This window comes from Nocardioides sp. zg-1228 (assembly GCF_017086465.1).
In the GTDB taxonomy this organism is placed as follows: Bacteria; Actinomycetota; Actinomycetes; order Propionibacteriales; family Nocardioidaceae; genus Nocardioides.
The window spans coordinates 2,905,173-2,920,180 of record NZ_CP070961.1; the positions used below are offsets into that span (position 1 = coordinate 2,905,173).

At 63.3% G+C, this 15,008-nt stretch carries 8 protein-coding genes; 2 read left to right on the plus strand and 6 right to left on the minus strand.

Features of this window, described 5'->3' with window-relative positions; all coding sequences use genetic code 11:
* Positions 1–265 precede the first annotated feature (265 nt).
* Both JX575_RS14015 and JX575_RS14020 read left to right on the plus strand, forming a co-directional pair.
* Positions 266–985 (plus strand): transporter substrate-binding domain-containing protein, encoded by a 720-nt coding sequence (locus JX575_RS14015; protein ID WP_186340693.1) that lies wholly within the window; start codon positions 266–268, stop codon positions 983–985.
* Positions 986–1,436: 451 nt separating this feature from the next.
* The gene (locus JX575_RS14020; RefSeq protein WP_186340692.1) at positions 1,437–3,896 is read left to right on the plus strand and encodes a preprotein translocase subunit SecA; all 2,460 of its coding nucleotides are present in this window, start codon (positions 1,437–1,439) and stop codon (positions 3,894–3,896) included.
* 57 nt (positions 3,897–3,953) lie between these two features.
* On the opposite strand, the gene JX575_RS14025 is transcribed toward JX575_RS14020, so the two are convergent.
* The 6 genes from JX575_RS14025 to JX575_RS14050 form a co-directional block, all read right to left on the minus strand.
* Complete coding sequence (locus JX575_RS14025; protein WP_186340691.1) at positions 3,954–6,053, minus strand: DUF262 and DUF1524 domain-containing protein; 2,100 nt, start codon at positions 6,051–6,053, stop codon at positions 3,954–3,956.
* 414 nt (positions 6,054–6,467) lie between these two features.
* Positions 6,468–7,616 carry an AbiH family protein gene (locus tag JX575_RS14030; protein ID WP_186340690.1) on the minus strand — a complete coding sequence of 383 codons (1,149 nt, stop codon included), beginning with the start codon at positions 7,614–7,616 and terminating at the stop codon, positions 6,468–6,470.
* Positions 7,617–8,024: 408 nt separating this feature from the next.
* Positions 8,025–8,570 (minus strand): hypothetical protein, encoded by a 546-nt coding sequence (locus JX575_RS14035; protein ID WP_186340689.1) that lies wholly within the window; start codon positions 8,568–8,570, stop codon positions 8,025–8,027.
* Positions 8,524–10,476: a hypothetical protein gene (locus tag JX575_RS14040; RefSeq protein ID WP_186340688.1), complete on the minus strand. Its 1,953-nt coding sequence runs from the start codon at positions 10,474–10,476 to the stop codon at positions 8,524–8,526. The genes JX575_RS14035 and JX575_RS14040 overlap by 47 nt, the downstream gene beginning before the upstream one ends.
* Positions 10,477–10,714: 238 nt before the next feature.
* Entirely contained in the window at positions 10,715–13,819 is a 3,105-nt protein-coding gene (locus JX575_RS14045) for a DEAD/DEAH box helicase family protein (protein WP_241005170.1), read from the minus strand.
* A 20-nt stretch (positions 13,820–13,839) separates the two neighbouring features.
* On the minus strand, positions 13,840–15,000 hold the full coding sequence (locus JX575_RS14050) for a restriction endonuclease subunit S (RefSeq protein ID WP_186340687.1): 1,161 nt from the start codon (positions 14,998–15,000) through the stop codon (positions 13,840–13,842).
* Positions 15,001–15,008: the final 8 nt, after the last annotated feature.

The following is a 15,008-nucleotide window of genomic DNA, read 5'->3' on the forward strand; positions in this document are numbered from 1 at the left end:
TGGCCGCCATCGCGCAGCTCGTAGCAGTCGCATTCCGCGAACTGCTCCGCCAATCTGCACCCTCCGACAACAGATTCAGCACCCACCGGTGCGCTCGCATCCGAACCTGATGGGAGGCGTGTGACAGGCGGATCCAGATCGGTATGAGCTCACACGCAGGGGACGGGTGTCGGAGCGGCTCACGTTCACGAGGGCTGGCTCTCAGCGGGGTGACCCCACCGGGACCGGAACGTCGCCCGCTGCCACGAGCGACACGGCTGGCACCATGCGGCTCGTGGACATCACCAACGATCTAGCTCCGTCCGGCACCCTGCGTGCGTCGATCAACCTCGGCAACCCCGTGCTCGCCCAGGGCACACCCGACGCTCCCGCCGGCGTCACGGTCGACATTGCCCGGGAGCTCGGCTCTCGGCTCGGGATCCCGGTCGAGCTGATCTGTTTCGACGCCGCGCGCGACTCGTTCGAGGCGATGGCCGCTGGTCGGGCCGACATCTGCTTCCTCGCCGTCGACCCTGCCCGCGAAGAGACAGTCGCCTTCACCGCGCCGTACGCCCTCATCGAGGGGGTCTTCGCGGTCCGCGACGACTCGCCTCTCACCTCTGCCACCGACGTGGACCGCCCGGGCGTCCGGGTCGGGGTCAAGAAGGGGTCCGCCTACGACCTGTTCCTCACCCGCACCCTGGCTCACGCAGAGGTGGTGCGTGGCAGCGAGGGCACCGCGACGTTCACTGAGCAGCAACTGGAGGTCGCCGCGGGCATCAGGCAGCCGGTCGTCGACTTCGTCGCAACCCATCCCGGGACTCGGCTGCTCGAGCCGTGCTTCATGGAGATCCAGCAGGCCGTGGGCACCACGCGGACCCGGAGCCCCCAGACGGTCGGATTCCTGCGTACCTTCGTCGAGGACCTGAAAGTCACCGGCTTCATCGCCGAGGCGCTCATCCGATCAGGTAGACACGACGCGACAGTCGCCCCGCCCGCCGCGTGAGGTCGGCGCAGACGGATTGCTTGTGACGGACTGGCAGGCCACGCACGAGAGCCGCACCGACGGGTGTCGGAGCGGCTCTCGTTCAAGAGGGCTGGCTCTCGATGGGGTGACCCACCGGGACCGGTAATTCTGCGAAGTCTCCGCGTTATTCTGCGAAGACCTCTCAGTGAGGGCTTCCCCGAAATGAAGCTTTCCGCGTAGACGGGCATCGTTACAGCCTGTCGAGACTCGGGTTGCACACGTCAGCGACGCAGTTTGCACACGCGTGGCCATGATAAGCGCGATCGTCGCCAACTCATGGAGACGAAGTCCTTGCGGTCATCTTGTCTGTCGCGAGGAAGACGCGTGCATCGATCTTGGTCTCGGCAGGCCGGACGTCTGCCCATCGTGAGGCAGACGCCGGCGCGGCACCTGCGGGGGAAGGGCCGATCGCCCTGGGCAGCGTGATGTAGTGAGCGCGATGGCATCTAAGACAAAGCGCAAGAACGCGCGTAAGAAGAGGGGGCGCACTACGACGGGGCGTGCGGAGCCGCTCGACCCGCACGTGCGCGTCGCAACCGCACAGACTGAGGCCATCGTCAACCTGATGGCCGAGTACGCCGACGCGGACGACCCCGCGGCGGCGATAGGCGATGCGCTCGCCACTGCCGTCGAAGAGTTCACGGCTGCCATCAACGAGGTCGAGCCGGCACGGTTGATCGAGGTCGTGCGTCTGGCGTGCCTGCCTTGGGCGCCCGAAGGCGAGGTTCGAGAGGACGCGGATTCGGCTCCGTCCAGAGCTGAGCTCATGGCCTTGATAGCGATCACTGCGGCGGTCCACGATGGGTCATCGAGCGGGCCGAATGATGCTGGCGACCCTGCTCCTGGGGTTCAGCCTCTGACGGACCTGGTTCACGGTCGGTTGCTGCCGGCCGTGGACCGCTTGTTCCACCTAGCGCAGCTACGCGAAATGGCACAGGCTGACTTCTCAGACCAGTTGGCAGTCATCGCCGCCTACATGCGCGGTGCTCAGGTATGGATTCGTAGTTCCTCGTACCCGGATCGTGTCGAGGACCTCTACATGGAGCTCTTCTCTGAGCCAGCAGTCCGACAGGCTCTCATTGACACCCTTGGGTTTGATGCGCGACAGGCGCACAGTGTCCTGGGCGGTCTCCACGATGTTCAGGTGGGACGCCTGAACGATCGGATGATCGCCATGCGGGTTGCGAGCACCGTGGCGATGAGTTCCACCCCCAGAGGAGGCACACCCAACCCCAATGCTCTAGCCGTGGCGAAGGCGGCTTGGACTGCAGCATGGGAGCCGCCAACGGCCCAGGTCGTTGTTGGAGCGGCCGAGATCGCCGACACAATCGGACTGCCGCCGCAGACCGTTCAGTCGGTGCTGGACTTCTTCAGCCTCGATACGAGATCAGCCACGGCGCTTGATGTCGTTCATGAGTTCACCAGCGGGGCGAACCCGCTGCGCGTGCACCCAGTCTTGGCTTTGTCGGACGGCTTCATGCTCGTTCATAACGCTGACCTGCTCGCCGCTGTTCGAGAAGCGTTCGAGGAACACCTGAAGACCACAAGTTCCTGGGAGCGCTATGCGAAGCACCGGGGCGAGCTGCTTGAGCAGCGAAGTCACGGCGCCCTGGCGAAGGTACTCCCGGATGCGTCGTATCGCGAGGGGTTCGAGTACTACGTGCCGGCCTCGCCGGATGAGGAGGGCAGATCTCCCTCCACTTACACAAAACGTGTGGAGGGGGATCATCTGGTCGTCCAGGACGACGTCGCAATCATCATTGAAGACAAGGCGGTGGCGATCTCGCCGGGCTCGCGCGAAGGTGAAACGCGACGGCTTCGGCGCGACCTGACCGGGATCGTGACGAAGGCGGCCGATCAGGCAGGCCGACTTCGTGAACGCATCCTCGTCGATGGCGGTATCCAGGTGCATGGTGAGGGGTGGATCGATCTCACTCACATCCGTGAGATCCACACGGTGGCGGTAAGCATTGAGGACCTGATGGGAGTCTCGACGGCGACCGCACAGCTGGCCATAGCGGGGATCATCCCTCCCGACAACATCCCGTGGACTGTGTCCATCCTCGACCTTGACCTCATCGCGGAGTTGATCGACCACCCGGCCGAGTTGCTGCTGTATCTGCGGCGGCGTCGAGCGCTGGAGTCGACCGTGATGTACACGGCACCCGATGAGCTCGACCTGTTCCTACACTTCTTCTCGGCCGGTCTCTACGTCGAGGAAGACCCGCATGCCCTCCGAGAGACCTACCCATGGATGGGCGAGGTGAGAACGGCGGAGCGCCGTCGGTACGAGCGCCAGCGGCCGGTGTACCTGACGAGCCGCACGGACGCCCTTGACCACTGGCACTACGCCCAACTTGCTGGGCAGGGAAGCGTGCCCAAGCCGGCTATGGCTCACACGGAGCTGCGGCCGCTGCTGGATCAACTACGCGCTCGGAAGGACTATGCCTGGCTCAGCATCTGCGCGACCCTGCTAGCGGGTTCTGAGGCCGCGCAGTCGCAAATGGCGAAGATTCCGGTTGATTTGCTGCATAACCCGTTCGCGGGAGGGCGCCGACGGCGTATGCAAGCAATGCCGTTGCCGCAGTCCAGTGACCGTGCCGACGGTTGGCTCGTGGTGTGGATGACTCGACCACCGGGGTTCATTCCAGCAGCGGCTGAGCAGGATGCGCGTGACTACCTGCGGGTGAAGAAGCACCAGTGGGGACTGTCTCGGGGTGTCGTCTTGGAGTACAGCGAAGCTACGCGGGATCTGATCGGCGTGTGGTTTGACGATCACAGCGGCGAGCTTGACGATGCGCTGAAATCGAAGGCCAAGGCGTTGCAGCCCGCTGAGGCCTGGACGTCCAATGAACACCCGAAGGCGAAGAAGCGATCGGGCTCCCGCTGACCGATCCGCAGGATGCATGACTGATGCAGTTGAGCCCAACTCAGACTTGCGCGGTCATCACTCGGCCAGCTGATACTCGTACGCCTGCCGGACTAGTCCCATGACATAGGTGAAGTCCGAGTTTTCGTCCAGTCCTACTTCGACGTTTCCGTTACCCCAGTGCCCGCGCCCTGTGACATCCCACGCGAGCCTTCGCTCGTCGTGCAGCGCCTCGAACGGCAGGTTCAGGCTCAGGCGCAGCCGTGCGACCTGAGGCACGACATCGACGAAGTTGGTCTCGACCTTGTACGCGACGTACAACTTGAGGAACTGCTCGCTGACCCCCGGGTCCAGCGCTAGGACCTCAGCGCGGAACTTCTCGAAGAGAGCGCGTCGAGGGGCCGGGAGCAAGTTCGGGTGGTCCTCGATCGTGAAACCCGTGTCAGGGCGAGGCTCATGAAACTCAGCCAGTGTGGCGGCCGGGAGGCTGGGCCTAGTCCAGATCTTGATTGCGTTCTCAGCCAACCGTTCGGCTCGTTCCTCGATGCGCTTGGCGTTCCACTCGTCCAACTGCCCGAGGCCCCTGTTGAGCCGAAGCGGACTGTCCTTGAAGCCACCCTCCATGTCGCGCTTCACGGCGAATGGATGGTCGCTGTACTCGGAGTTGTAGCCGGTGAGGGTGAGATTCCCCAGCGTGTGAAGGTATCGCGCTTGCACCTCCGCCCAGTCCTCCCCCAGCGCCTGCCGCCAGGCTGGAGAGAGGTCCTCGTTCTGCGGCAAGATGTGCTCGATGGTGTAGTCCTCGATCGCGACGTGCTCCTTGCGGTCGTGGTTCTCGAGGTGTCGCAGGAAGTACGACCGTCGCTTGAAGTGGTAGAGGTCGGTGGACGTGAGCGACTCAGAGAACTCCTCGTCAGTCGGGAAGGCGCGGTAGCTCCTCATGCTGAGGAAGTGCGCCCTGACGCTGTCGACGTACCGGTCCTTGCGCAACGCCTTGGCGAACGTGGCGAAGGTGGTGTTGAGCGAGTTGGTGGGCACACGGCAGACCGCCCTACGGAAGATGTACGACGTCACCATGTCGACGATCTCGGTCAGTTCCGTACTGCTGAGGGTGCCCAGCTCGTAGTCCGTGTAGACCTCAAGGAGGAACGGGTAGACAACGTCGGCCTTGATCTCGCGGAGGTCCTGGAAGGCTGCGTTCAGGCGCCTGTCCCGCTCATGCCCCAACGCGACCGCGCAATAGCGCCGCGCGTAGTCACGCAACTCGCTGACCAGCGCCTCCACGGACTCCCCGCGGTCGCGTCGAGCCCGGTCATGTGCCTTGAACGCTTCGTAGATGTCTCCCAGGCGAGGGATGTCTCCGGTGACCACCGTGAGGTAGTGCCGGACGAAGTCGTCGAACTGGGCCTCGTATGCCGCCTGACCGAAGTCGGTTTCCATCGGCCGCCAGTACTGCGCATACAACCGGTCCTGCGTGCTCGGCTCCAGGCCCATCAACACGAAGTTCCGAATCAGGTCAGCCTGCGACAGCTTTCGACCGGTCGAGTTCATCGACTCGAAGATGAGCTGAGGGTTGTCATGCGTCCTATCGAGGCGAATGTCGACGACCACGAGCTTCGCGAGGCCGCGGCACACTGTTCCCAGATCGTCGCTGAGCTTGGCCAGCTGATCCTCGAAGTAACCGAAGTTCTCCTCCACGCGTTCCGACTTCTGCGACGGAGATTCGGTGCCCCCCACGACAGCCTTCAGCGTCTCCTTGTCGGTCTGCGACAGCAACAACTTGAAGTAGCGCTCGCCGTCCTCGTCGTTGTTCACCAGGTAGCGATTCCGTAGCTTCCTCGGCGAGAAGCCATCGAGGGGCTCCCGTTGATCCTCAGGCAACTGCTCCAGCGCTCGTGCCAACGCGGCGATGAGCAGCGTGGCTGTGGTCAACCGTTGCTGGCCGTCAATGACCAGATTCGGTTCCTGTGACGTGAGGTTGGACAGTCCCTTCTCGACGTGCACGATGGAGCCGATGAAGTGCGCGTTCAGCGAACTATTGGTGCCGGCCCGCAGGACGTCGCTCCAAAGCTGAGCACACTCAGCCTGGGTCCATGAGTAGGTCCGCTGATAGATGGGGATCACGAACTGGCTGCCCTTGGCAAGAAGGTCCAGCAACTTGGTCTCTGACGCTTTCACTTGTGCTCCCCCGCGGTCGTTGCAACGGCAGTCCGTGTCTTGACCGGAATCTACTCGTCTAAGCCAGGCTGCAAGCGCGTTCGGCGACCCGCTCGATAACTCGATGGCCGTTCGGCCCGTATGTCGGCGTCTGCCACCGGCTCGAGTGAGCAGTTCGATGTCTTGTCCGAGGACCGACCGTGCGCCAGGTAACCTCGAACCCGAGGTCCTTCGCGTGGCCGAGGTGCACATCCAGATCCCTGACGGTCAGGCGTCATGAGAGCACTGATGGAAGGGATCGACAGCGTCGAGGACACCGTCGAGAAGGCATGTCGGCGTGTCGCCGACGAGTACAAGGCAATCTGGGACGGGCCGGCCAGCTGGTTGCTCCGAGGGCCCCTCGCCGAGGAACTCTTCAGAGCGGAGCGCAGACCCCTACGGTGTGGCCAGGAAGGTCGGCGGGGTGTCATCGGTGTAGACGACGACCTGGATCTGGTGCTCCACCCTCGCCCGATCCGGCGGATACCCGTTCCCTGCGACGCCGGCGAAGAAGGTGTCGAGGACTGCTTCCCTGGTGACGGAGCCCGCGATAGGACTCCACCAGTAAATGATGAGCTCGCTCGGAGATGCTCCGTCGCCAGTCGGGCCGTTGAGGGCGTCGTACACGCGGCGCCACCACCAGCCGTCGGTCTTGCCGAGGGAGCACCCGAAGATGATGAACAGCCGCGTGTCGGAGAACAGATGGCCGTACTCGATGCGGTTCATGGCCCAGTACGGCTTCATGAGCTGCCGGTGGGGGTTCCTGCCTGCGTCGAAGTTGTCGGGAGCGTCGATTCCGAACAGTAGCGACCGCGGAATCGGCTGCTGCCCGTGAGGATGGATGACCTCGCTGCGGAGGTAGCTGGACCAACCGGTCTCGCGGTTATAGTCGCCGTCCGGATGACTAGTTGGGTTGGGATGGAACTGGAAGTTCCGGTCAGCAACCGTGTGCGCTTGCGGGAGGAACTGCCGAGCGTCGCGGAAAACGTAGTCGTCAAGCAACGGCGTGTAGTTGAAGTTGACGAAGAGGTAGTTGAAGAGGTGGTAGTGGTTGGTTTCCTTGGGGAAACCGAATGAGCCGAAAGTCTGCGAACCAGTCGCGACGTCCCCGATGAAGTCCGCCATCGACCTGACGGCCAATGAGCCTTCAGCGGAGTCCTTCCCGACACGAGTGAGCAGTTCAGGCGGCGCGACGAGTTCCAGGTACTCCGAGAACGCTGCCTGAATGGCGAGAGTTGCCTCGTAGACGGCGCTGGCTGGGTGCCAGCCGCCCGCAGGTGTGATGAGGTCTCCGATGGCAGCTTCGACGTCACTCCAGTTCTCCTGACCGCGCTCCTTGGCAACTGCCATCTGCTGGACAACGAGGTTCGAGGAGTCGAAGTCGCGCGAGAGAAGATAGTGGTAGAAGGCCGGGTAGCGGGGAGAGAACCGAGACCCATAGCGGCGAGCGACTTGAATGTCGAAGCCATTGCCGACCAGGACCATGATGTTGTGCTGGCGCCTCAGCTCCTCGTACTCGGCCTTTGTGAAGGTGCGATACCCCATGACTGGTCCTATTCATCCATCGCGCCAGAGTCGTCGCGCGTCTCGTACGTGTCGGCGGTCGTGCGGGTGATCCTAGGAGGGTGCTACCACAGGCGTAAGCAGAGACAAGCGGGAACGGCAACTCCGACACAATGCGGACTCCCGACCGCTGGCGATGATTCGATGCAGCCCTCTAGCCGGGATGACCTGCACAGCCACACGTCCCGACGCCGATGGCGCTTGACACCCAACCGGCAATGGCCTGGATGCCGAGGGTGCGCGAGAGCCGTGCGCTGGACTGCTCGCGCTAGGTCTCTTGATCTACCGATGACTGCGTCGACCACCATGGACACGACGCAGATCAACCGGCTCAGATCAATTCACCTTCTCCGTGCAGCAGACCCGAGTGGTTCGCAGTTTGCTCCATCGCTAGGTCGCCGAGAGCAGGTACTCGCGCTCCAAGTCGCCTTCCAACTGTCGAAGATCATCCCGCTTCGGATGGTGTTTGCGACCCTCACGAACCGCATCGAGTAGGCGCCCAAGCAGCACTCGCTTCTCTTCGGGTCCCAAGGGCGCTCTTCTCGCCCACCGGAGACCTTGAGCCCCGTACACGTGGAACGGGTAGGAATCCGTGCGACCGCGTGAGCGCATCGCTTCTTCAAGATCCGCTAGTGCGGCGTTCGCTTCGTCTAGTGCTGAGGTCGCCAACGGATCAGCCGACGCTCTCTTCAACCGGAGGTACGCGTACTCGTTCTCGACGATGTGGTCGACACCATCTACGAGGCTCCGAGCCGATTCCAGGTAGGTCTTCGCTTGTCCTAGGTCTCCCTTCTCTACTTCGAGGCTCCCCCGCTGCAGCCAGTAGTGGTAGTCCCATCCCAGGCGGTCTTGAAGGCGCGAGTAGATGTCGCGACAGTCATCGAGGTCATCAACAAGCCGCTGTATGCGGTCGTGGTTGATGAGCCGGCGCAACATTCGGCGCTCGCGCGTATGCGGGCTGGTTTGCGGATCCACCTCGGACGCCAACGCGAATGCCAAGGCGCCGATCACTCGGTGCATCAGGCCGTTGGCCGTGAAGAAGTCGACAGACTTTCTCCGCGATCCAGCGGTGGCGCACTGAGAGTCCTCCGGATGAACTGACCAGGAGTTGACGCTGCACAAGGTTTTCGATTTCGTTGAGGATCTGGTTGCCGTCTCTCGTGAACCCGAGGTTGCCCAGTCCTAGAAGTAGTTCCGCCTTCGAGACCCACTGACGGTCAGTAGTAGCGAGCGCAGCCATCCCGTAGGCCATCCGAGAGGCGCCGCTCAGGTCTTCGCATTCGCTTCGCACCTTGTCTTCGAGTTGTTCGCCCGACGTTGCGAAGTACATCGCGACGAGGAGGTGGCGGCCCGCCTGCTCACGGAAGATCCGGCGACGCTCTTCCTGGCTGAGACCAGCCATCAGGCCCAGCAGTCCAGCTCGCTCCAGAGATGCGATCACGGCGTCGATGTCCTCGTCGTGAAGCGGCGGGATCGCATGCTCGGACCACGCCACCGTCGCGAGCTCCGACTCGACCGGAAGACCCTGGAGTCGACTGTTGCGGATCGTAGCGATCACGCGCTGAGTTCGAGGAAGTTCCGCTAGGTCCCGCAACAAACGACCTGCGGCCTCGCCAAACACGTCGACATCGTCAATGAAGATCACTTCGGGCTTGTGCGCTCGAGCCGCTCGAAGCACCTGCGAGACCGAGAGGGACCCGGTGGCCGTGTCGTAGGAGAACGCCCGAGCTCCCTCGCTTTCGAGCCCGAGCGTGAGCCGCATACCGGTGGTGCTCTTTCCTGACGCAGCTGTTCCAGTGAGGAGAAGAACCTTCTCGCGACCATTCTTCGCGCGATCAAGGAGATTCGCCTCGAAGTCCCGCACAACCGCGAATCCGCTCGGCTCGACGTCTGACCAGACGGGCTCACGCCCATGAAGATAGAGCGCAGGGTCAGCGTTGCTCTTCTCGCTCCGCAACTGCGAGACAGAACGGAGGGAACTACCGGCGGTCGTCGGATGATGTCTCCTCTGAATAGCCTGATGCCCCGTCACCGCTTCGGTACTGGCGCCCACTAGCACCTGCTCATAGAACTCCTTCTCGGTAACTTGCAGCCAGTCCACGTTGTAGCGCTTGAGCAACGCTGCGCGAGCGGGAGGCAGCGATGGCGACACCAGGTAGGAGGGGGGTCGCAGTTCAACGTCGCCCTGACCTCGCGTGTTTCGCATCTCGAGGTGCTGCCATAGTCCGGGCTCGTTCACGATCGTTCCGATGAACAGAACGGGGCTCGTCAACAGGTCCGCCGTGAGCATCTCGTACCAAGGGTCCGGCATGCCAGCCCTCTGTGCGTACTGCCGCGCAGCGAACGTGACCTGAGGAAAGTCGTTCAACCTTCCGTTCAGGTGGATGCTGAGTAACTCGTTCGTTTGGACGGCGACGTGGCTGAGGGCGGAAACGGGTCTAAGGGATCGGGCCATCGAGGCACGCCCCCGAACCACCTCGTCGAGGTCGTCCACATTGACGGTGTAATGCCGCTTCCACGGCATTGCAAACCACCGGTCAAACCGCTCAGGCGTCTTCCTAGAGTCGACGTGTAGGCGATCCTCGAAAACTTGTTTGACTCTGCCCTCGCCGCGCGCGACTGCGACTTCGTACAGATCCGCGATGGAAGACTCCCCCGCCGCTGTTGGAGTGCTCGGGAAAGCAATCCGCGCCAATTCCTCCTTCAAGTCATCGACCTGAGCAACAGGGCGACCGTCGCGGGCGATGGCGTCGTACGAGAACCCCGCTCCTGTGAACAGGATGACCTCACCCCTCGAGAGCTGGCGCCGAAATCTCTCGATGTACCGATTCTCCACCTGCATGTGGAGATCTTGCCGCACTACCTGAGCCACCGCTGCCGCAACGGCGCGCGCAGACGTCGATTGGGGACACCGCGGGCCTCACCGACGGGTCCGCGGGTCAAGTTCAGGGAAGACCGGCCGACTCCCCTTCTCTAGCAGGCCGGATGACGCCCCGCCAAGGCCCACGGGGCTCGGTCTGTCTTCTCGGGAGCTAGCGCTGCGACACGCCTCGTCCATCGCAAGTAGGGAACCGCGCGCGTTAGAGCCGTGCCGACTCGTCGATCGCTGCTTCGTAGAACGCGTCCGCCAGTGCGAGAACGACGCCGTTGATCCCGGGGCCGTCACTGAAGAAGTAGTCCGCCATGGTGTTGTGGGCGCCTTGGTTGTCGATGACTGCTTCGGTGACGGCGGATTGGAAGTCCTGGGATTCCAGGAACTGCTTCCTTGAGTTCACCTTGGTCTGCTTGACCAAGTCTGGGTAGGCCAGCAGCCGCTGGACCAACCCGTTGACGAACTCGCGGATCTGGGATTCGGTGAACGACTCGGCGCCGAACAGGTCGTTCATCTTGTCGATGACGACTTGCAGGGCGACGTACTTCGGTTCCTTCTTGGTGCCGGTGCCGGCGGCGCTGATGCCCTTGAGCTGACCGTCGCCAGTGAGCGAGATGTCGACCCGGGTGCTCTTGGTGTGCTTGACGCCGACCAGGACGACATCTGAGAGGTCGACCTCAGCGAACACGGTTGATTCGGAGATGACCCGCTCCAGCAGCCGCAGGTAGATGGAGAGCATCTCCAGGTAGGGGTCGCCGTAGTCGACGATCTGGCTCATGAAGTCGTAGAGCCGCACGTAGGTGGAGACGTCCTTGCGGAACAGGTCGAGCTCGTTGAGGGTGACCTTGTCGTCCTCCTCCAGGGCTCGGGCGTATCGGCGGGCGAAGTCGTGCTGGGCCGGGCTGATGGCCGCGGACAGCGCGTTGTTGCCCTTGCGGGTGACCCACAGCTCCGCGACCTTGCGGACGTCGTCCTCGGCGTAGATGCCGGCCTGGGCGAGCTTGGTCGCCAGGTGCACAACCACGTAAGGGTCGGTTTCGGTCTCCAAGGTGGCGTTCTTGAAGTACGGCTCGAACGCGGCCTTGATGTCCTCGGGCTCGTTGACGAAGTCGATGACGAACGTCTTGCGCTTCTGCTCCCCGCTGGCGGTGCGGTGGGTGCGGTTGAGCCGCGACAGCGTCTGCACCGCGGTCACTCCCGACAGCCTCTTGTCGACGTACATCGCCGAAAGCAGCGGCTGGTCAAACCCTGTCTGGAACTTGTTGGCGACCAGCATGATCTTGTAGGTGTCGCCCTTGAACGCCGCCGCGAGATCGGCCCCGGCGCCGGGGTTCATGTTGGCCTCGGTGAACTCGTCGTCCTTGTCCGGCGCCGGGCCCCAATCGGATGCCCAGACCTCGTCCTCGTTCATACGCACCCCACCGGAGAACGCGACCAGGGTCCGGTAGTTGTACGAGGCATCCGCGGCCGCGCGCTTGGCGATGTAGGCGTCGATCGCCCTCTTGTACTTCACCGCGGCCTTGCGGGAGTCGGTCACGACCATCGCCTTGGCCTTGCCCTCCAGCAGGTGGGCGACGTTGGTGTGGAAGTGCTCGACGATGATCCGCACCTTCTCGCTGATGTTGGTCGGGTGCAGCCGCACCCACCGCATCAGGCCCTTGCGTGCCGCACCCTCTTCGACCTCGCCCTCGCTCCCGGCGTTGCCGGCGATCTTCAAGGCGGTCTCGTACGCCTGGTAGCCCTTGAGGACGTCGAGGATGTAGCCCTCCTCGATCGCCTGCTTCATCGAGTACAGGTGGAACTCGCGCGGCTTGCCGTCGGACCCCTTGCGGCCGAACAGCTCGAGGGTCTTGTTCTTCGGGGTGGCGGTGAAGGCGAGGTAGGAAATGTTGGGCGACTCGGCCCGCTCGCTCATCTCCGCGGCCAGGATCGTCTCGACGTCGATCTCGCCTCCTTCTTCGATCTCCTTGACCTCCTCCGCGGTCAGGACCTGCTTCAGCTTGGAGGAGATCTGCCCGGACTGCGATGAGTGCGCCTCGTCCGCGATGACGGCGAACTTCTTGCCCTTCAGCCCGGCGTCGGCCCGGATCTCCTCCAACGCGTACGGGAACGTCTGCACCGTCACCGCGATGATCAGCTCGCCGTTCTTCAACGCCGTGGCGAGCAGGCTGGACTTCGACTTCGCGCCGGCCTTGCGGACGTCCTCGGGGCTGATGGTGGCCACGATCTTGTTGCCGTCAAGCTGACGGATGGCGTCCTGGAGCTGCCCGTCGAGCACGGTGCGGTCCACGACCACGATGACGGAGTCGAAGACCTTCTTGTTGTCCACGTGCAGCCGGGCCAGCCGGTGCGCGGTCCAGGCGATCGTGTTGGTCTTCCCCGAACCGGCTGAATGCTCGATGAGATACCGCTGCCCGACCCCCTCCTCGGCGACCGCGGACACGATGTCCGTTACCGCCTCCCACTGGTGGAACCGGGGGAACAGCATGCTGGTGCGGCGCACCGAGGTGCCGGTGGCGACGTCCCACTCCTCCTTGGTCTCCACGAGCATCAGCCGGCCGATGATGGTGAGCCAGGCGTCCTTCTCCCACACCTGCTCCCACAGGTACGCGGTCGCCGACCGTCCGTCCGCGCCGGGTGGGTTGCCGGCACCTGCGTCGTAGCCTGTGTTGAACGGGAGGAAGTGGGTCTTGTCGCCCTCCAACTTCGTGGTCATCGCCGCCAGGTCGTTGGAGACCGCAAAGTGCACCAGCGCCCGGTGTCCGAACGACAACAACGGCTCCGGTCGGCCGTTGGTCATCGGGTGGCGGTCCTTGCGGTACTGCTGGATCGCCTCGTCCAGCGACTGGGTGAAGTGCGTCTTCAACTCCACCGTCGCCACCGGGAGCCCGTTGACGAAGAACACCAGGTCGATGCTGCGCTGGTCGGCGGTGGAGAAGTGCACCTGCCGCATCACCCGCACCCGCATTGCCGCGTAGTGGACGTTCGTGGTCTCGTTCAGCGTGGTCTCAGGGCGGAACTGGGCCATCTTGAGACGGCCTCCGCCGATGTACTGCACCCCGCTACGCAGGATGTTCAGCGTCCCGCCGCCGTGCTCCAGCGGCTTGTCCAGCGCCGTCGTCAGCACATCGAGGAACTTCGCGGGCGAGCCGGCCGCCTTCAACGCCTTCTCGTACGCCGTCGGTTGAGTCGCCTCCAGCCACGCAAACAGGTCCTCCGGGAAGAGCGCCCGCTCGCGGTCGTAGCCCACGTCCTTGGCCGAGTACAGCCACCCGTGGGCCGCGAGGTGGTCGCAGATCTCAGTCTCGAACACGACCTCGTTATGGTCAGCCATCATGCCGCCGTCCGTACGTCGATCTGACCCGTCACTGCCGCCGTGATCAGCGCCGACCGACGCTCCTTCGACAGATCTATGAAAAGTTCGGTTTCCGCGAGTAGTGCGTCGATCTTTGCGGTTCGCTCATCCAGGTAGGCCGCGATACGGCGCTGTTCCTCCAGCGGCACAAGCGGGATCGGCGTCCGCGCGAGGGTACCGAGGTTTAGACGACGGAACGTCGCGCCCATGATCTGGTAGTCCCAGTGATCGGCTGTCTGACGCGAAAGCAATGACCAAACCACGAACTTTTTGTCGGCCACATCCGGCACCAGCGCTACGCGCACCGTGTCCTGCGTCAGGTTCGCCCCTGCCAGATCATCAGAAACGACAGCCACCTTCCCGTACGCGGGACCGATCGAGACGACGAGATCTCCGCCAGCCAAGACAGAACGGCGATACGCGCTCGCAATCTCGGGCGTCGTCGTTCGCAGAGCTTCCCTCTCGGGAGAAATTCCTTCGCCCGTGATGTCTGACGGACCGATGTAGGGAACACCACCCTCAACGGGCTCCCCTGCTTGCAGGATTCCGTACGTCATCGGACGCCGGCGATCAACGAGTCGCCGTAGGGGGATCTCTTCGTATCCCTCCAGTGCCTCTACGACAGTCGCCACTCTCCGTTCGCGGAGCAACAGGACGAGGCTCTGCTGCTCCTCGATGAGGTTGTCAATGCGGGCGGTCTCGCGGTCGAGGTAGTCGGCGATGGCTCGCTGCTCCGCCGCCGGGGGCAGGGAGACCTCGATCGTCTTCATCTCGTCCCAGTAGAGCCGCCACTGGGACGGCCGGATGCCGGTGGAACGCAGCGCGTACTGGTCGATGAGAGGACGTGAGCGGAGCAGCGAGTGCAGAAAGCGCCGGTCGTAGGCAGGGTCCGTCGGGCGGAGAACTTCATAGTCGGGGCTGACGATGCCCCGGTGCTCTGAGACACCAAGAGATCCCTGCCATGCCTTCATCCGGTTCACGACGAGGTCACCGGGCTGCACGAGCTGGTAGTTGCCCAGGTTTTCGGGAGTGCGGTTGAAGTTGTCTGTCCGGCTTTCCTTCGGAATCACGCCGTGATCCCGGTAGACGCTCAGCACCAGCGCGTCTTCATGGCCCCGGTCAGAGATCGGCTGGAACAACCACCCGA

Bases quoted from the DNA above. Each gene is read 5' to 3' on its own strand.
- JX575_RS14015 (WP_186340693.1), top strand. From the start codon at position 266: ATGCGGCTCGTGGACATCACCAACGATCTAGCTCCGTCCGGCACCCTG.
- JX575_RS14030 (WP_186340690.1), bottom strand. From the start codon at position 7,616: ATGGGGTATCGCACCTTCACAAAGGCCGAGTACGAGGAGCTGAGGCGC.
- JX575_RS14035 (WP_186340689.1), bottom strand. From the start codon at position 8,570: ATGTTGCGCCGGCTCATCAACCACGACCGCATACAGCGGCTTGTTGAT.
- JX575_RS14040 (WP_186340688.1), bottom strand. From the start codon at position 10,476: ATGCAGGTGGAGAATCGGTACATCGAGAGATTTCGGCGCCAGCTCTCG.